Genomic DNA, 16,746 nt, shown 5'->3' on the forward strand with positions numbered 1-16,746 from the left:
GGAGCGATCTCAAAGCCGGTCGCGCATCGCGTACCACAACATACCCAGAATCTGGGCCGGATGGCGCAACAACGGCCCGCCGGGAAAGGCGCGGTACGGGATCCGCGCCATGATGTCGAAACGCTCGGCCTGGCCTGCCATCGCCTCGGCGATGACGCGCCCCGCGATGCCGGTGAGGGCCACGCCCTGGCCCGAGAAGCCCTGGGCATAGAAGAGGTCGCCTTCGAGACGGCCGATATTGGGCAGGCGGGACATCGTGACCGCGAGGCGCCCGCCCCAGCCATAATCGATGCGGACATCGGCCAGTTGCGGATAGACCCGCAGCATATGGGGCCGGACGAAGCGCTTGATGTCGCGCGGATCGCGGCGCGAATAGACCTCGCCGCCGCCGAACAGCAACCGATGATCCGCCGACAGACGGTAATAATTCACCACGAACTTGCTGTCGCAGACCGCAACATCGTCGCGGATGAGCGTACGGGCGCGGATCAACCCCAGGGGCTCGGTCGCGATGATGTAATTGGAGATCGGCAGGATGCGCAGCTCCAGCGCCGGCAGCAGGCCTTCGAGATAGGCATTGCAGGCGACCAGCGTGAAGCGCGCCGTCACGCGGCCGCGCCCGGTCTCGATCCCGTGACCCTTCGGGTCGAGCTTCGTCGCGCGCGTGTCCTCGAAGATCCTGGCGCCGGCCTTCTCCGCCGCCGCGGCCAGACCCAGCGCGTAATTGAGCGGATGAAGATGCATCGCGCCGGCATCGGCGAGACCGCCACGATAGAGGGTCGTGCCCAGGCGCTCCGCCATGCCCGCCCGATCGACGCGCGTGGCCTGGTCATAGCCGAGCTGGCTCTGCAGGACCTCGAGATCGCCGTCGATCTCGCCGAGCTCTTCCTCCTTCAGCACCGCATAGAGCGAGCCCGGCTTCAGGTCGCAGGCGATCGCGTGGCGCGCGACCCGGTCGCGGATCATCTGCTTGGCTTCTTCGGAGAGCGCCCAAAGCCGGCGGGCCTGGTCGCGGCCGAACATCGCGACCAGCTCGCCCGGACCCTTGCGATAGCCGGTATTGACCTGCCCGCCATTGCGGCCCGAAGCGCCCCAGCCGACTTTCTCCGCCTCGAGCAGCGCCACCTTGTAGCCGCGCTCCGCCAGTTCCAGCGCCGCCGAGAGACCGGTAAAGCCGCCGCCGACGATGGCGACATCGACCGACAGCGGGCCCTCGAGGGGCGGGCGGGCGGGTCGAGGCGAGGCGGTGGCCGCGTAATAGGAGGCCGGTTCGGGACGGGTCATGAAGGCTCGGACAGCCTGAAGATGGACGGGCGGGCTAGGGAGGGAGCACGGGCCGGCTCCGGGGGCCGGCATTAGAGCAGCCGCCCCGTTTCCGAGGCAAGATATATAACCAATTGAACCAGCTAGATTTTAGTGGATTACAGGATTCGAGAGGGTTGGACCCCACTCCTGAGTCAAAGCGTTAATAAGAGTGAATATCTTATGAATTTGTTTATACTTCACCCGATTCGTTCGATTCGGGGCCATCAGGCAGGCACGAATTGATACCCGGTCGTAGAGACGGGGTTTCGAGGAACTGGATGGGGGGGGCCGCACATCATTTCGATGGGCGTGTCGCATTCGGGGGGATGGCGGCGCCGGCGGCTGGGCCGTCGGGGAATCCACCCCCATCGGCTCATTCCAACGGGCCTTCTTCTCCCGATAGGTCCGGCGGCAAGGCTCCTTCCCGCCCTGATTTCATTCCTGCTGCTCCTGACAGCGCTCCCGGCCCAAGCCGGCGACCTGCTGCCGGCGCCCCAGGGGCCCGTGCTGCTCGTCGTCTCGGGCGACATCGACCGGACCACGGACGGCAAGGTCGCGCTGTTCGACCGGCAGATGCTGGAATCGATGGGCATCATCACCATGGCGGCGATCTCGCCGCTCGATGACGAGCCGGTCCAGTTTCAGGGCGTGCTGCTGCGCCGCCTGCTGGCGGTCGTGGGCGCCCATGGCACCGCGGTCGAGGCGATCGCGCTCAACGATTATGTCGCGGAAATCCCGATCGCCGAAGCCGAGCATCATGATGTGGTCATCGCCCTGACGCGTCAGGGTCACGACATCCCGGTGCGCGAGATGGGACCGCTCATGATCCTCTATCCGATCGAGCGGGAGCCCGGGCTCGACACCGAAGCCATCGCCGCGCGCTCGGTCCGCCAGTTGTCGCAGATCGTGGTGCGTGACGGTGCGGCACCCTGGGACGGCAAGTCGGTCGTCGCGCGCAGCGTGGCGACGTCCAACGACGGGGCGAGCCTCGCGCCATGAGCGGTCTCATCGGGCAGGCGCTTCTGGAGAGGCGACGGTGAAGCGTCTGCGGGCGCGCCCGATCCATTGGCTGCTCGGCACGCTGGTCGGCGTCTTCTCCCTGACCGTGGTCGTGGCGCTGGCGCTGATCCTGGGCGAGCATGCCGCGGTGTCGCGGGGGCCGACGGAGAACCTGACGCTCGCGGCTTCCGAGCTGCAGGTGGAGTTCGCGCGGTTCCAGCAGAAGCTGGCGGCCGCCGAGGCCGATCCCAACACTGGCAATCTGCGCCAGGTATCGCTGCAATATGACATCCTGATCAGCCGGGTGGAGCTGCTGGCGCGCGGCGAGAATGCGCGCGCCATGAGCGGCGACAGCGAAGCGGTCCAGCTGGTGCAGCAGACACGCGCGGAAACCATGGCGCTCGATTCCCAGGTCAGCGATCTGCCCCAGGGCGGCGGATCGCTCGCGGTCGTGAGCGCCGAGATGCCCTCGCTCGAGCAGTCGGTGAGCCGGCTCGCCTCTCATGTGGTCCAGCTGGTCGCCGATCGCGCCCAGGAGTCGCGCGAAAGGCTGGGACAGCTCTATCTCATCCTGGCGGCGATGCTGACCGGCCTCTTCGCCAGCGCGCTGGTCTTCGTCGGCATGCTGGTGCAGCAGTTCCGCAAGCTCGACCAGGCCCGCCTCGAGCTGGGCGATCTGTCGGAACGGCTGATGGAGGCCAAGACCCAGGCCGAAAGCGCCAACCGCGCCAAGAGCGAATTCCTCGCCACCATGAGCCATGAGCTGCGCACACCGCTCAACGCCATCATCGGCTTCGCCGACCTGATGCGCAGCGAGATCAAGGGCCCGATCGGCCATCCGCGCTACCGCGAATACTCCAACGACATCCACAATTCGGGCCAGCATCTGCTGAGCCTCATCAACGACATTCTCGATCTGTCGCGGATCGAGGCCAATCGCTTCGAGCTGCATGAGGATACCGTCTCCATCGATACCGCCGCCGAGACCTGCCTGGGCCTGATGATGCCGCAGATCGAGCGCAAGAAGCTCAAGCTCAGCCTGGACGAGGTGAAGCGGCTGGGCGAAATCCGCGCCGACGAGCGGCTGGTCAATCAGATGATTCTCAATCTGCTGTCCAACGCCATCAAGTTCACGCCGGAGCGCGGCATGGTCAGCTTCTCCGGCCGGATCGCGGCCGATGGCGGCCTCGAGCTCGTCATCACCGACACCGGCATCGGCATGACCGCGGCGGAGATGGAGATGGCGCTCGAGCCCTTCGTTCAGGTGGAATCGAGCCTGTCGCGCCGCTTCGGCGGCTCGGGTCTCGGCCTGCCGATTACCAAAAGATTTATCGAGGCCCATGGCGGCCGCCTGACCCTCGACAGCCGCAAGGGCGAAGGCACCTCGGCGACGCTCTGGTTCCCGGCCGAACGGCGGATGGAGGCGTCGCGGCTGGCCGGCTAGAGCGGCGGATCCCGCACCTGAAAAAGCCGGATTAACAGGGGCCTACGAAGGAACCGCGATTGCTGTCGGACGTTCCCGCTGCTGATGGGACCAAGCCGGCCCGGCCCCTTGGGAATCGCCCTCAGCGCCTTAGTGGCATTCTAACCCTTTTCTGCGACCCTCTGTCCGATCGGACAGGTGTGACGGACCGCCGATCAGAATGCTGTGAGACCTCGAACTTCTGGGGTCCGCTCGAACCGAAAGTGTGCCGACGCGTTCCATGTTGTCCAACTCGATTCCTCGTTGGCCGATGCTCGCCGTGATCGCCCTGCTGCTCCTGGGCGCGGTGGCGATTCTGACCGTGACGCAGATGGCGGCACGCAGCCAGGACCGCCTGGCGGTGACGCAGTCGCAGACGACGCTGGCCGCCATCCTGGTCGCGCGCCAGCACGAGGTCGCGAATCTCGCGCGCGACTACAGCTTCTGGTCCGATGCGGTCGAGAATCTGGTGGATCAACCCTCGGCGGAATGGGCCGATGCCAATATCGGCGAGTATCTCAACACCTCGTTCCATATCGCGACCGCCGTCGTGATCGATGGCACCGACCAGCCCACCATCGTCTTCGTCGAGGGCGAGGCGCAGCCGCCCGCCGCGATCGCGCCGGTCCTGATGGTGCTGCAGCCTCTCTTCAATGCCGCCCGTGCGGCGGCCAAGGGCCACTGGACGCAGGACACGGGCCCGGAGCCTGCCGATGGCTTCGTGATGTGGCAGGGCGCGCCGGCCATCGCCGCCGTCGGCGCGATCACGCGGCAGGATGGCGAGCCGGGACCGCAGTGGGATCACCTGCTGGTGCTGATTCGCGCGATCGATCCCGGTCTTCTGAACGAGATCGGCACCAGCTACGGATTCAAGAATCTGCACTGGCAGGCGACCGGCGCCAAGCCGGCCGATACGGCCATTGCCCTCAGCGCACCCGACGGCAGTCCGATCGGCGCCATCGCCTGGGATCCGGAGCGGCCGGGCCAAGCGCTCCTCCGGCAGATGCTGCCGGCGATCATCGGCGCCTTCCTGCTGATGCTGGCCCTCTCGGGCGGGATCATCTTCTTCCTCGAACGCAATCGTGCCGTGATGCTGCGCCATCGGGCGCTGATCGAGGAGCAGAACCTGGCGCTGATGCAGCAGAAGGAGCGCGCCGAGCAGCTGAGCCGCGCCAAATCCGATTTCCTGTCGATCATCAGCCATGAGCTGCGCACGCCGCTCAACGCCATCATCGGCTTCGCCGACCTGATCCGCAGCGAGGTGCGCGGGCCCATCGTTCCGGTCTATCGCGACTATGCCGCCGACATCCGCAATTCCGGCCAGCAGCTGCTGGGCCTGATCAGCGACATCCTGGACCTGTCGCGCATCGAGGCCGGCAAGCTGCAGCTCCATGAGGAGCGCGTCAATCTCAGCAAGATGGCCGAGGCTTGCGTCAATCTCCTGCGCCCGCAGCTCGATCAGAAGCGGCTGACGGCCACGCTCGGCGATCTGGAAGGGTTGGGCTGCGTCCTGGCGGACGAGCGGCTGGTGCGCCAGATGCTGCTCAATCTGCTGTCCAACGCGATCAAGTTCACGCCCGAGCGGGGCCGCATCGCGGTCGAAGGCGGGCGGGCGACGGATGGCGGGATCGAGGTCCGGGTCACGGATACCGGAATCGGCATGACCGAATCCGAATTGAAGATGGCGCTCGAGCCTTTCGTGCAGATCGAATCGAGCCTGGCGCGCCGCGTCGAAGGCAGCGGGCTCGGGCTCTCCATCACCAAGCGCTTCATCGAGCTCCATGGCGGCCGCATGACGCTGGAGAGCCGCAAGGATGTCGGAACCCGGGTCACGCTGTGGTTCCCACCTGCGCGCGCGCGAAGCCGACCGCATGGTGAGCTAGACGGCGAGAATCGTCCGGGCGGCGGCGTCCCGCTTCAATGCGTCTCGCAGATCTCGCAAGGCTCCACTTCGACGGTCACATGCGACAGACCCGGCAAATCCTCGAGCCGGGCCTTGTAGTGAGCCGGCGTCTGCGGCGCGGTGGAGACCAGCGAGGCCATGGCCGCATAATGACCCGGCCCCAGCCGCCACAAATGAAGATCGGTCACGCGATCGGCCTCGCTCTCGAGCCGCGCTCGGATGCGCTGTTCGAGATCCCGATCCGGAACCGCATCGAGCAGCACGGCGCCGCTGGTTTTCAGCAGTCCCAAGGCCCAGCGCCCGATCACAACCGCACCGACCATGCCCACTGTCGCATCCATCCAAGCCCAGCCCCAGAAAAGCCCAGCCATAAGTCCGACGATCGCCAGGACCGAGGTTGCGGCGTCCGCGATCACATGCAGATAGGCGCCGTGGAGATTATGATCGCGATGGCTGTGACCATGTCCGGCTTCGTGCGCGTGGTCGTGATCATGGCGATGGCCATGTGCGTTCCCGGCGGGCTCATGCAGCAGCGCCGCGCAAACGAGATTGACCAGCAGGCCCAGGACCGCGACCCCGAGCGCTTCGCCATAGGCGATGGACTCCGGCGCCAGCAGGCGGCGGACGCATTCCCAGACGATGACGCCGGCGATCAAGGCCAGGACGATCGCATTGGTGAAAGCCGCGAGATCGCCGATCTTGCCGGTGCCGAAGCTGAAGCGGCTGTTGCGCGCATGGCGCGCGGCATAGCGGTAAGCCAAACCGGCCAGGCCCAAGGCACCGGCATGAGTCGCCATATGCCAGCCATCGGCCAACAGCGCCATCGAGCCAAAGGCATAGCCGGCGACAATCTCGGCCACCATCATGGCGGCCGTGAGCCAGACGGCGAACCAGACGCGCCGCGCGCGCCGGTCATGGCGGTCGGCCAGATAGAAATGGTCGTGATGCCAGCGATCGAGGGAATGGGCGGCGTGAGGCTTCACGGGGGGAGAACTCCGGTCGTGAGGGCGTGGATCGGCCGCGTCTAGAGATAGCGGGCGATCGCCTTGAACTCGTCCAGCGCGACACGGGTTCCGCGCGAGACCGGGCCCGTCGCCCGCTCGATGCAATTGTCGATATGGTCATGGACCAGCAGGCGCTTGGCATTGGCGATCGCGCTTTCGACCGCCTGGAGCTGCTGCGCGATGTCGAGACAGCCGCGATCGGCCTCGATCATCGCCATGACGGTGGCGAGATGGCCTTGCGCGCGCTTGAGGCGCTTCAGAACTTCGGGATGACTGGCATGGGGCGTGCCCTTGTGGGCTTCCCCGCGATGATCGTCGGGCATGGTCGATATCCTATCCTCCCCCATAGGATAGGTCAAGTCGCGCGGACGCGGCTGCCGGGACCGGGAAAGCCCGCGCCAGGCGGGCTTCAGCGGCTCAGATAGTCGTAGGCCGAGAGGGTGTGGGTGCGCACGATATGGAGGAATTCCTCGATCGCGACCCGCTCGTCGGTCTTGCCCATGGTCTTGGGCGAGGGGCCATAGACATAGGCGGGGATGTCGCGATAGCGCCAGAGCCGCGTGTCGGTGCCGCCGAGCCCGACGATGGGCGCCGGCTCGAAGCCCTTCATCGCCTTCACATTGCCCTGGATGATTCCGATCATCTCATGCTCGGGATCGCACCAGTTCGAGGGGCTGTAATTGATCTCGGCCATCGAGGCCTGCGGGTAGCGGCTGAGGAGTGTGTGGATCTTCTCCATGAGCCCCTCCCTGCCGATGCCGACCGGCAGGCGGAAATCGGCCTCGAAGCGGCATTCGGACGGGATCATGTTCACTTTGAGCCCGCCCTGGATCACGCCGATATTGAGCGTGACCGAGCGCATCACCTCGGTGGCGCCCGTGCCCAGCGCGCGCTCGATGACCTCGGCCGAACGATCGAGGATGCCGCCCACATTGCCGGGCGGCGGCACGTTCTGGCGCGCCAGCTGATAGAGATCGCCGATCAACGAAGCGGCAATCTGGGTGGCGCTCTCGGTCAGATGAGGATAGCCGCCATGGGCGCCCTGGGTGCGGATGGTGAAGGCGAGCCAGAGCGGCCCCTTCTCGCCGAACCTGACCGTGAGCGGGTCGCTGGGCTCGCCATTGAGGCAGCAATCGCCATGGATTTCGGGATGATGCTCCATCAGATAGCGGGCACCCCAGGGGCCGAAGGTCTCTTCGTCCGAGACCACGGTCAGAGTGAGCCTGCCCTTGAGCGTCTCGCGCAGGCGATGGAGATAGGCATAGGTGAAGATCGAGGCGGTGGTGCCGCATTTCATGTCGGCGGCGCCGCGGCCCCAGACATAGCCGTCGGCGATGTCGCCGCTCCAGGGCCCATGCGTCCAATTCGCCGGATCGCCCGAGGGGAACACGTCGATATGGCCGTTCAACACCAGATGCTTCCCGGCGCCCTTGCCCTCGAAGCTCGCGACCAGATTGGGCATCTGCTCGTGCGGCGCGATCACCCGATAGGGCAGTTTCTCCGCCTCGAGGAAATTGCGGACAAAAGCCGCCGGCGCCAGCGTGTCGCCCGGCGGGTTGGGGCTCGCCGCCTGCACGAAGCCGCTGAGAAAACCGATCAGCCGATCGCGGTCGCGCTCGATCCAGCCCAGCAATGTCGCCTTGTCGGCGGCGATGCGATCGGCGGCGGCGCTGTCAGGGCTCATATCGGTTTCCTCGGCAGTTCCGGGATCGGCCCCGGGTAATAGGGCAGGCGATCGACGCGCGGGTTCCAGCTTCCGTCGGCCACGACCTTCTTCACATGGGCCGCGATCTCCTCGAGCTTCGCGAACCAGACCCTGCCCTTGCCCTGCATATGGGCGATCAGGTCGGCCAGCGCCGCGGCACGGGCGAGGCGCCCCATCAGCATCGGATGCCAGACCGAGATCCAGAGCCCGCCATAGCGCCAGGCCGCGTCGAACTCCTCGCGGAAGACGTCCATGCCATGGGACGGCGCCTTGATCGGCATCATATAGCCGAGGTCGCGCGCCACCATGAAATGCGCCCAGTCGTCCATCGCGTAATGCGACGGCAGCTCGACCACGCGGCCCTGGCCATTGTCGAGCAGATAGGGAATGTCGTCGCCCATCAGCGAGGCGTCGTAGCTCAAGCCGCGCTGCACCAGGAAATCGAGCGTCTTGGCCGAGAAACGATAGGAGGGCGCGCGGAAGCCGCGTGGCGCCTGGCCGGTCGCCTTCATGATCGCGTCGATGCTGCGATCGAACCAATAGAGCTCCTCCTCGGGCGGCAGCTCGTTGGGATGCTCATGGAGATAGCCGTGATGGCCGATCTCATGGCCGCCCTCGAGGATGAGCTCGACCGTCGCCGGGTAGCGCTCGATGCACCAGGCCGGCAGGAAGAAGGTCTGCTTGATGCCGAACTCGGCGAACATGTCGACCAGACGCGGCACCGCGACCTCGGGGTCGTAGCGCAGCATCGACATGGTCGCGACCTTGTTGTTGGCCTGCTCGTGATGCGCCAGATGCAGGATGCTGTCGGCATCCATGTCGAAGGTGATCGCGACTGCGCAGCGTGCGCCATCGGGCCAGGGAATCGGGTTGCGGATCATAGCTCGCACTTTCTCCGTCACATCACATCGGGCACATCACATCGGGCACATCACATCGGGCGACGCGCCCATTCCTCAGGCAATCCCGGCCCGCTTGCGGATGGCCGCCATGGCAGGCTCCCGATCATAGACCCGATAGAGCTCCTCGCGTAAAGCCGGCGCCGGCGTCGCGTTGATGTTCTCGAAGAGGGCGAGCCGCATGGCGCTCGGGCTGCAGGACATGTCCCAGACCAGGTTGAAGAGGCGGTTCTTGTCGCGGGCATTGAGCTTGTGGCCCGGCAGATATTCGTCGAGCAGCGGCCCGATATCGGGCCGATCCCAGGTCGCCTGCGGCAGGCGCCCGATCAGGCCCTGGCCCGACAGCTCGCGCAGGATCTGCATGATGCGCGGATAGGCCTCGATGCTGTGGAGCCGGCCCGCCGTCACGAACACATGGTCCGGGAGCATGACGCCGCTCTCGGTCGGTTTCGCCCGCTCGACAGCGGCCGTCATCATGCCCCGGAGCGTGGCGGCATAATGGATCACCTCGGAGACCAGCGCGCGGACGGCCGGGATCTGGTCGGTGCCCAGCGCATCGACGATCATCTGCGCCACCCCGGCGAAGATCTCGGCGCGATAGGAGAGCCGAGTCGCGATCTTCCAGAAGGCGAACTGGCCGAGGATGTTGTAGATGTCGGCCGTGGTCTTGTTCTTGTAGCTGAACACATAGTCCCAGGGGACGAAGACGCGGTCGAAAATCAGGAGACCGTCGCTTTCCTCGCCATTGGCGTCGATCGGGTGATCCTCGGAGGCCTCTGCGCCGTTCGTATTGGCCTCGCGCAGCAGCAGCTTCATGCCGGGGGCATTGGCCGGCACGACCGCCCAGATCATGCATTCCTCGGGCATGCCGGGGGTGGGCGGCGGCATCGAGATGGTGCCGATATTGCCCTGGGCCAGCACCGAATTGCCGGCCTTGGCACCCGAGATCACAATGCCGTCTTTCCGTTCCTCGACCACGCGCAGGCGGGCGGCGCGCTGCGCCACCGGCGTCTTGCGGTCGGTCTGGACATCGATGATGACGTCGGCGCTGGTGAGGTTGTTGCGCTGTCCCACCCGCAGGAAATTCATGATCTTGTCGAGCGCCTCGGGCTCCAGCTTGCGCACCAGATGGTTCCAGGCGACGAAGGAGATGGCCTTGACCGGGCCGTAGTCGGGCGGGCGGCCGAACACGCCGAAGCTCAAGGAGGTGCTGCATTTGATCATGGCGTCGTAACGCCAGAGATCCTCGATCGAGCGCGGCACCAGCCAGGCGGTCGAGATGCGCTCGCCGGTGTCGGGTTCGACGGTGGTGAGCAGGTCGCGCGTCGCCGGGTCATGCTGCGCGTCGAAATAGCGGGCGAGCTGGTCGATGCCGCGGCCGAGCGTCGGCTCCTTCGTCACGTCGGACACGTCACGGCCATTGACGATCACATGGCGGCCGTCGCGCAGGCTCTCGCGGAACTCCGAGCCGGTGCGAAGGTTGGGATCGGTCGCGCGGCGTGCAATCGATTTGCTGACGACGTAATCGCGCTCGTTGCGCTCGGTGTCCGGCATGGCGGGCCTCCTCTCCGGCAGGTCCCGAGGCTCGCAAGGAACCGCTAGATAGGAAAATATAATTTATTTATGATCTGCATTGATGAACCTGATCGACCTTCCCTTGCGGGTGCTGCGCTATTTCGTGGCGGTGGCCGATGCCGGCAATGTCACGGCCGCGGCGCGCGGCCTCCATGTCTCGCAGCCCGCGGTCTCGCTCGCCATCCGCCAGCTCGAGACGGCGCTGGGCGTCGATCTCTTCGTGCGCCAGCATGCGCGCGGCGTGGCGCTGACGCCGGCCGGAACGGAAGTTCTCCGCGAAGTCCGCAAGCTGCTGAGCCAGGTCAACGACTTCGCCACCACGCTCGCCGGGGTCGGCAGCGAGCTGCGCGGCACGCTCTCGATCGGCTGCCTCGCCTATATCCTGGCGCGCTACCTGCCCTCGATCATCAGCGGTTTCACCGCGAGATATCCCGAGATCGAGGTGGTGTTCCATGAGGGCGATCAGATCTTCCTGCAACGCGGCATGATGGAGGGCTGGATCGAGCTGACCCTCACTTACGACATCCAACTGCCGCGGCGCTTTGCGGTCGAGCGCATGATGGAGCTGCCGGCCTATGCGTTGCTGCCGGCCGACCACCGTCTCGCGCGGCGGCGCGCGATCTCGCTCAAGGAACTGAAGGACGAACCTTGCGTGCTGCTCGACATGCCGGTCAGCCGGGACTACTTCGCCTCGGTCTTCGGCGCGCTCGGCCTGTCCCCGCAGGTGCGCTATCGCACCCAGTCGGTCGAGGCGGTGCGCAGCCTGGTGGCGAACGGGCTGGGTTATACCGTGCTGAATCATCCCTCCAAGACACTCGCCACCTATGACGGCAAGCAGACGCGGGCGGTCAAGCTGACCGACGCGCTCCCTGCCGCGCCGATCGCCGCCGTCCATCTGGCCGACCACAAGCTGCGGCCGGTGGCGCAGGCTTTCCTGGATTTCACCCGCGAGTTCTTCCGCCGCGAGCGCCGCGCTGCCTGACGATGTCGGTCAACATGACAAAACCGTCAGCGTGACAAAGCCACCATGCGGGCGTTTTGCCACCTTCTCGCCATCTTCCGCGACTATCGCTCGAACCCAGCCGGTATCGATGCGCGAAGGACGGGATGGGAGTCCCCGCTTCGCGGCACCGCCGCTCGAGGGGCCAGGGATCCCGTCCATCGCCGCCCCCCGAACGGAAACTCAGAGTGATGGGGATCGCGGATGAAAGCGATGAAGCAGGCCAAGGCAACGAACCCGGACAGCGAGGCCATGCGCCTCTTGCGCGCCATCGTGCTCGAGCTCGATTTCGATCAGGTCGAGGGCCATGCGCCGGGCGACACCCTGGCCGAGCTGCGCGACAAGGCGCGCCGGCTGATCGAGGCTGAGAAGCGTCAATCGTAGCGATATTGCGGCTGCCAATCGCCTGGCCCGAAGCCGACGTCCGAGACTCTGAGAATCCGGCCGCCCTTCTCACAGGGATAGCCCATACCGATTGATTACCAAGAACGGGCTATGGGAGCCGCGACGAGACGGCCGCGCTGCGGCTAAAGTGGCCGGCCTCGTCACCGTCGCCGGAGCGCCCATGGCCCGTGGATTCCTTCTGGGAAAATTCCTCCCGCCGCATCAGGGTCATGTGCTGCTTTGCGATTTCGCCCGCGACTATGTCGAGGATCTGACGATCCTCGTCTGCAGCCTGGCGCGCGACCCCATTCCCGGCGCCTTGCGCTTCGCCTGGATGAAAGAGCTCTTTCCCGAGGCGCGCGTCGTGCATCTGACCGACGACGTGCCGCAGGAGCCGGCCGAGCATCCGGATTTCTGGCCGATCTGGCGCGGGATCGTGAAGCGCGCCCATCCCGAGCCGATCGATTTCGTCTTCGCCTCGGAAAGCTATGGCCATCGCCTGGCGGCGGAGGTCGGCGGCCGCTTCGTGCCGGTCGATCCGCCGCGCCTTGCCGTGCCCGCCGCCGGGCGCGACGTGCTGGGCGATCCCTTCGCCCATTGGGACCGGATCCCCGCGCCCGTCCGACCCCATTTCGTGAAGCTGGTCTGCCTGTTCGGGCCCGAGAGCACCGGCAAATCGAGGCTGGCGCGCCGGCTGGCCGCGCATTTCGACACGCTGTTCGTGCCGGAATACGGACGGACCCACACCGAGCATTTCGGCACTGGTTGCAGCCTGGAAGATCTGGTCCTGATCGCGCGCGGCCATGAGGCGCTGACGGCGGCGGCGGCGCGCCAGGCCAACCGCATCCTGCTGCTCGACACCGATCCCGTCCTGACCGCGGTCTGGTCGGACATGTTGCTGGGGGAGCGCGATCCGCGGCTGAATCACATCGCCAAGCCTGCGGATCTCTATCTGAATTGCGATGTCGACGTGCCCTGGATCGATGACGGCACGCGCTATTTTCCGGACCCCGAAATGCGGGCCCGCTTCGCCCGGCACTGCCAGGTGGAACTGACCGGACGCAACCTGCCGCATATGACGCTGACCGGCGATTGGGAAGAACGCTTCCGACAGGCGGTCGCGGCGATCGCCGATCGTTTCCCGCAATTGGCGACCCCGACCGGTTCGCCGCGTCTGGCTCCTTCCTTGCCACAGAGATGACCTCGACAAGCTGCTAGACTGCGGTGCCGTCTGGGGCGGTGGCTGGTTCCCGACCATCAGGATGAGGACTCGCGCCGACCGGTCGCGACCGGATAAGCTCGACGGTGTGATCGCCCGCGTTGAGGGCGGTAGTTCCACAATTCAGGAGGCGACGACCCAAGTTCCCGAGTTCAGAGGAGGCTTTATGCGCGTGCTTTTCGTCCATCCCGGCCCCTTGATGTATAGCGAGGTCTATCTGCGCCTGGAGCCGCTCGGCATGGAGCGTGTCGCGCAAGCGGTGCGCGCGGCGGGCCACGAGGTGCGGCTGATCGACCTCCAGAATTTCGGGCATGAGGATTTCGCGGCCGAGCTCAAGAGCTTCGCCCCGCGTGCCATCGGCTTCTCCCTCAATTATCTCGCCAATCTGCCGGAGGTCGTCGACCTCGCGAAAAGCGCCAAACAGCAGATCAAGGATTGCTATGTGTTCGTGGGCGGACACAGCGCTTCCTTCATCGCCGACGAGCTGCTCGAGCATGGGGCCGGCGCCATCGACTGCGTGCTGCGCGGCGAGGGCGAGATCGCGACGCCGATGCTGATCGGCGCGATCGAGGATGGCGGCATCGATCGCGTTCCCGGCACCGTGACGGCGAAGGGCCGCGGCCCCGTGCCGGTGCTGCTCGAAAGCCTGGACCAGTTCCCCCCGGCGCGCGATCTGCTGCGCCGGCGGAAGAATTATTTCATCGGCATGCTCGACCCTTGCGCCTCGATCGAGTTCACGCGCGGCTGCCCCTGGGATTGCTCCTTCTGCAGCGCCTGGACCTTTTACGGCCGCAGCTACCGCATGGCGAGCGCCGAGGCGGCGGGCGAGGATCTGGCCGCCATCAAGGAGCCGAACGTCTTCATCGTCGACGACGTCGCCTTCATCCATCCCGAGCATGGCTTCGCCATCGGTCGCGAGATCGAGCGGCGCGGCATCCGCAAGCAATATTATCTCGAAACCCGGGCGGACGTGCTGATCCGAAACCAGGAGGTCTTCACCTACTGGAAGAAGCTGGGTCTCAAATATCTGTTCCTCGGGCTGGAAGCGATCGACGCGGAGGGCTTGAAGCTGCATCGCAAGCGCTCCTCGCCCGGCGTGAATTTCGAGGCGCTCGAGGTGGCGCGCAAGCTCGGCATCAAGGTCGCCATCAATCTGATCGCCGACCCGGACTGGGACAAGGAGCGCTTCGCCGTCGTGCGCGAATGGGCGCTGAGCGTGCCCGAGGTCGTGCATTTCACGGTGGCGACGCCCTATCCCGGCACCGAGCTGTGGCTGACCGAGGCGCGCCGCCTCGCCACCCGCGACTACCGCCTGTTCGACATCCAGCATGCGGTGCTGCCGACGCGCCTCCCCCTGCTCGAGTTCTACGAGCAGCTGGTGGAGACGCAGCGCAACATCGCCCAGAAGCATATGGGCTTCCGCGCCCTGCGCGACACCGCGGGGCTGATCCTGAAGCTCGCCCTCCAGGGCCAGACCAACTTCGCGCGCTCGATCTGGAAGTTCGACCGGGTCTATAACGCCCAGCGGCAGTTCGCCGACCATCAGCAGCCGGTCAGCTATGCGATCCGCCCGCCACCGCCTGCGGTGCTGGTCGCGAAGGATTCGGCCGACCTCTATGTGCATCCGCGCCGCGAACACACAAAACGGCAGGCGCAGGTTTAGGGCGAGATTGAACTCAGGGCGTTGATGCCGCGGCCCAGGCGGCGAGCTTGCGCATGAAGCCGACGCAGGCCTCGACCTGGGCGATCTCGATGAACTCGTTGGGCTTGTGCGCCTGCTGGATGCTGCCCGGGCCGAACACCACGGCGGGAATGCCGGTCTGCTGGAAATGGCCGGCCTCGGTGCCGAAGGCGACGCCGATCGCTTCATTGACGCCGGTCAGCGCATGGATGAGCGCCTCGGCCGGGGAGTCCGGTTCCGGCATCAAGGGCGGCAGGGCCACCAGCGTTGTCGTCTCGACATCGGCTTCCTCGGCTGCCTGGCGCATCCGCGGCAGCAGCTCGCTATCGACGAACCCCTGGACTCGCGCGATGACGGTCTCGGGCGCCACGCTGGGAATGGGGCGAAACTCCCAGATGATCTCGCATCGTCGCGCCACGATGTTGAAGGCGGTGCCGCCATCGATCTGGCCGACATTCACCGTGGTGTAGGGCGGATCGAAGCTCTCATCCTGCGGGCCTTCGTCGCGCAGCTCCGCCGCCAGGCGCGAGAGGAAGGTCAGGAACTCGGCCGCCGAGAAAATCGCGTTGAGGCCGCGCTGCGGCGCGCTCGAATGGCCGTCGCGGCCGGTGAAGCGGGTGCGGAACACCAGATCGCCCTTGTGGCGGTTGGCGAGCTGCATCGAGGTCGGCTCGCCGATGATCGCCATGGCCGGCAGCGGCAGGTTGGCGGCAATGTCGCGCAGCATATGCGGCACGCCGAAACAGCCAACCTCCTCGTCATAGGAAAGCGCCAGATGGATCGGCCGGCGCAAACCCGCCTTTTGGAACTCCGGCACCAGGGCCAGCGCCACCGCGATGAAGCTCTTCATGTCGCTGGTGCCGCGGCCATAGATCTTGTCGCCGCGCCGCGTCAGGGTGAAGGGATCGCTCTCCCAGGGCTGGCCCGCGACCGGCACCACGTCGGTATGGCCCGAAAGCACGACACCGCCCGGGTGATCCGGCCCGACAGTCGCGAACAGATTGGCCTTGCGTTTGCTTTCGTCATAGGTGAGCCGGCTCTCGACGCCGAGGTCCGCCAGATAGTCGCGCACGAACCCGATCAGGTTCAGGTTCGAATCCGCGGAGACCGTCGGAAACCCGACCAGCGTCTCGATCATCTCCATCGGCGAATAGCGGCGCGCGCTCATGAAACCTCGGGGGCCCTCGATCCGGCGCCTAGGCCAGCAGAGATTCATGGCCTTGGCCAGCGTGAAATGAAACCGCTCGGAGCCTTGCCGGCGATCGCGTGGCTTCCGTGCCCGATCGGCCGCCGCTATCCTGCCGCCCCGCGCCGACTGGAAAAGGACAAGACCATGGAGATCTCGCTCGCCGATCTGTGGGATGCCTATCCCGACGAGTTGCTGGTCTGCGAGGCGCAGTTCCGCGGCTTCGGCCGCCGGCAGAGCTTCGCGGGCCCCTGCATGACGGTGAAGGCGCATGAGGATCACCGCACGCTCATGAGCCTGGCGGCGACGCCGGGCCAGGGCCGCGTGCTGGTGGTCGATGCCGGCGGCTCGCTGCGCGTCGCCTCGATGGGCGACCGCATCGCCGCCGCGGCCGCTGCCAATGGCTGGATCGGCGCCGTGATTC

At 66.1% G+C, this 16,746-nt stretch carries 14 protein-coding genes and 1 pseudogene; 8 read left to right on the top strand and 7 right to left on the bottom strand.

Annotated elements, in window-relative coordinates; all coding sequences use genetic code 11:
* Positions 1 to 9: 9 nt before the first annotated feature.
* Positions 10 to 1,284 (bottom strand): NAD(P)/FAD-dependent oxidoreductase, encoded by a 1,275-nt coding sequence (locus ACREE8_RS08840; RefSeq protein ID WP_431572622.1) that lies wholly within the window; start codon positions 1,282 to 1,284, stop codon positions 10 to 12.
* A 525-nt stretch (positions 1,285 to 1,809) separates the two neighbouring features.
* Here ACREE8_RS08840 and ACREE8_RS08845 point away from each other — a divergent pair.
* The 3 genes from ACREE8_RS08845 (at position 1,810) to ACREE8_RS08855 (ending at position 5,768) form a co-directional block, all read left to right on the top strand.
* Positions 1,810 to 2,304, top strand: coding sequence for a molybdopterin-dependent oxidoreductase (locus ACREE8_RS08845; protein ID WP_431572623.1), 495 nt, complete (start codon positions 1,810 to 1,812; stop codon positions 2,302 to 2,304).
* Positions 2,305 to 2,341: 37 nt separating this feature from the next.
* Positions 2,342 to 3,748: a sensor histidine kinase gene (locus tag ACREE8_RS08850; RefSeq protein ID WP_431572624.1), complete on the top strand. Its 1,407-nt coding sequence runs from the start codon at positions 2,342 to 2,344 to the stop codon at positions 3,746 to 3,748.
* A gap of 289 nt (positions 3,749 to 4,037) precedes the next feature.
* Positions 4,038 to 5,768, top strand: coding sequence for an ATP-binding protein (locus tag ACREE8_RS08855; protein ID WP_431572625.1), 1,731 nt, complete (start codon positions 4,038 to 4,040; stop codon positions 5,766 to 5,768).
* Here ACREE8_RS08855 and dmeF read toward each other — a convergent pair.
* From dmeF to ACREE8_RS08880, 5 genes are all read right to left on the bottom strand, one after another.
* Positions 5,684 to 6,652 (bottom strand): CDF family Co(II)/Ni(II) efflux transporter DmeF, encoded by a 969-nt coding sequence (dmeF, locus tag ACREE8_RS08860; protein ID WP_431572626.1) that lies wholly within the window; start codon positions 6,650 to 6,652, stop codon positions 5,684 to 5,686. The genes ACREE8_RS08855 and dmeF overlap by 85 nt on opposite strands.
* A 41-nt stretch (positions 6,653 to 6,693) precedes the next feature.
* Positions 6,694 to 6,996, bottom strand: coding sequence for a metal-sensing transcriptional repressor (locus ACREE8_RS08865; protein WP_431572627.1), 303 nt, complete (start codon positions 6,994 to 6,996; stop codon positions 6,694 to 6,696).
* 86 nt (positions 6,997 to 7,082) lie between these two features.
* On the bottom strand, positions 7,083 to 8,357 hold the full coding sequence (locus ACREE8_RS08870) for a M20/M25/M40 family metallo-hydrolase (protein ID WP_431572628.1): 1,275 nt from the start codon (positions 8,355 to 8,357) through the stop codon (positions 7,083 to 7,085).
* Positions 8,354 to 9,259, bottom strand: a complete 906-nt coding sequence (locus ACREE8_RS08875) for a polysaccharide deacetylase family protein (RefSeq protein WP_431572629.1) — start codon at positions 9,257 to 9,259, stop codon at positions 8,354 to 8,356. The genes ACREE8_RS08870 and ACREE8_RS08875 overlap by 4 nt, the downstream gene beginning before the upstream one ends.
* Positions 9,260 to 9,334: 75 nt before the next feature.
* Positions 9,335 to 10,831 (bottom strand): 4-hydroxyphenylacetate 3-hydroxylase N-terminal domain-containing protein, encoded by a 1,497-nt coding sequence (locus ACREE8_RS08880; RefSeq protein WP_431572630.1) that lies wholly within the window; start codon positions 10,829 to 10,831, stop codon positions 9,335 to 9,337.
* A gap of 82 nt (positions 10,832 to 10,913) precedes the next feature.
* On the opposite strand from ACREE8_RS08880, the gene ACREE8_RS08885 reads away from it, so the two are divergent.
* The 4 genes from ACREE8_RS08885 (at position 10,914) to hpnR (ending at position 15,118) form a co-directional block, all read left to right on the top strand.
* A complete protein-coding gene (locus tag ACREE8_RS08885; RefSeq protein ID WP_431572631.1) occupies positions 10,914 to 11,834 on the top strand; it encodes a LysR family transcriptional regulator in 921 nt (306 codons plus the stop codon).
* Positions 11,835 to 12,056: 222 nt separating this feature from the next.
* Complete coding sequence (locus tag ACREE8_RS08890) at positions 12,057 to 12,236, top strand: hypothetical protein (RefSeq protein WP_431572632.1); 180 nt, start codon at positions 12,057 to 12,059, stop codon at positions 12,234 to 12,236.
* Between the two features lie 181 nt (positions 12,237 to 12,417).
* On the top strand, positions 12,418 to 13,437 hold the full coding sequence (locus ACREE8_RS08895) for an AAA family ATPase (RefSeq protein ID WP_431572633.1): 1,020 nt from the start codon (positions 12,418 to 12,420) through the stop codon (positions 13,435 to 13,437).
* Positions 13,438 to 13,621: 184 nt separating this feature from the next.
* Positions 13,622 to 15,118 carry a hopanoid C-3 methylase HpnR gene (gene hpnR / locus ACREE8_RS08900; RefSeq protein WP_431572634.1) on the top strand — a complete coding sequence of 499 codons (1,497 nt, stop codon included), beginning with the start codon at positions 13,622 to 13,624 and terminating at the stop codon, positions 15,116 to 15,118.
* Positions 15,119 to 15,131: 13 nt separating this feature from the next.
* Here the strand turns inward: hpnR and argE are convergent, their stop codons facing one another.
* Positions 15,132 to 16,304 carry an acetylornithine deacetylase gene (gene argE / locus ACREE8_RS08905; protein ID WP_431572635.1) on the bottom strand — a complete coding sequence of 391 codons (1,173 nt, stop codon included), beginning with the start codon at positions 16,302 to 16,304 and terminating at the stop codon, positions 15,132 to 15,134.
* A 165-nt stretch (positions 16,305 to 16,469) separates the two neighbouring features.
* On the opposite strand from argE, the pseudogene ACREE8_RS08910 reads away from it, so the two are divergent.
* A pseudogene (locus ACREE8_RS08910) lies at positions 16,470 to 16,746 on the top strand (ribonuclease E activity regulator RraA); the annotation flags it as partial.

The sequence above is a fragment of the Hypericibacter sp. genome, assembly GCF_050729195.1.
Lineage (GTDB): Bacteria > Pseudomonadota > Alphaproteobacteria > Dongiales > Dongiaceae > Hypericibacter.

Excerpts from the sequence above, each read along its gene's own strand:
- ACREE8_RS08840 (WP_431572622.1), bottom strand. The coding sequence starts at position 1,284 with ATGACCCGTCCCGAACCGGCCTCCTATTACGCGGCCACCGCCTCGCCT.
- ACREE8_RS08855 (WP_431572625.1), top strand. The coding sequence starts at position 4,038 with ATGCTCGCCGTGATCGCCCTGCTGCTCCTGGGCGCGGTGGCGATTCTG.
- ACREE8_RS08865 (WP_431572627.1), bottom strand. The coding sequence starts at position 6,996 with ATGCCCGACGATCATCGCGGGGAAGCCCACAAGGGCACGCCCCATGCC.
- ACREE8_RS08870 (WP_431572628.1), bottom strand. The coding sequence starts at position 8,357 with ATGAGCCCTGACAGCGCCGCCGCCGATCGCATCGCCGCCGACAAGGCG.
- ACREE8_RS08875 (WP_431572629.1), bottom strand. The coding sequence starts at position 9,259 with ATGATCCGCAACCCGATTCCCTGGCCCGATGGCGCACGCTGCGCAGTC.
- ACREE8_RS08880 (WP_431572630.1), bottom strand. The coding sequence starts at position 10,831 with ATGCCGGACACCGAGCGCAACGAGCGCGATTACGTCGTCAGCAAATCG.
- ACREE8_RS08885 (WP_431572631.1), top strand. The coding sequence starts at position 10,914 with ATGAACCTGATCGACCTTCCCTTGCGGGTGCTGCGCTATTTCGTGGCG.
- ACREE8_RS08890 (WP_431572632.1), top strand. The coding sequence starts at position 12,057 with ATGAAAGCGATGAAGCAGGCCAAGGCAACGAACCCGGACAGCGAGGCC.
- ACREE8_RS08895 (WP_431572633.1), top strand. The coding sequence starts at position 12,418 with ATGGCCCGTGGATTCCTTCTGGGAAAATTCCTCCCGCCGCATCAGGGT.
- hpnR (WP_431572634.1), top strand. The coding sequence starts at position 13,622 with ATGCGCGTGCTTTTCGTCCATCCCGGCCCCTTGATGTATAGCGAGGTC.
- argE (WP_431572635.1), bottom strand. The coding sequence starts at position 16,304 with ATGAGCGCGCGCCGCTATTCGCCGATGGAGATGATCGAGACGCTGGTC.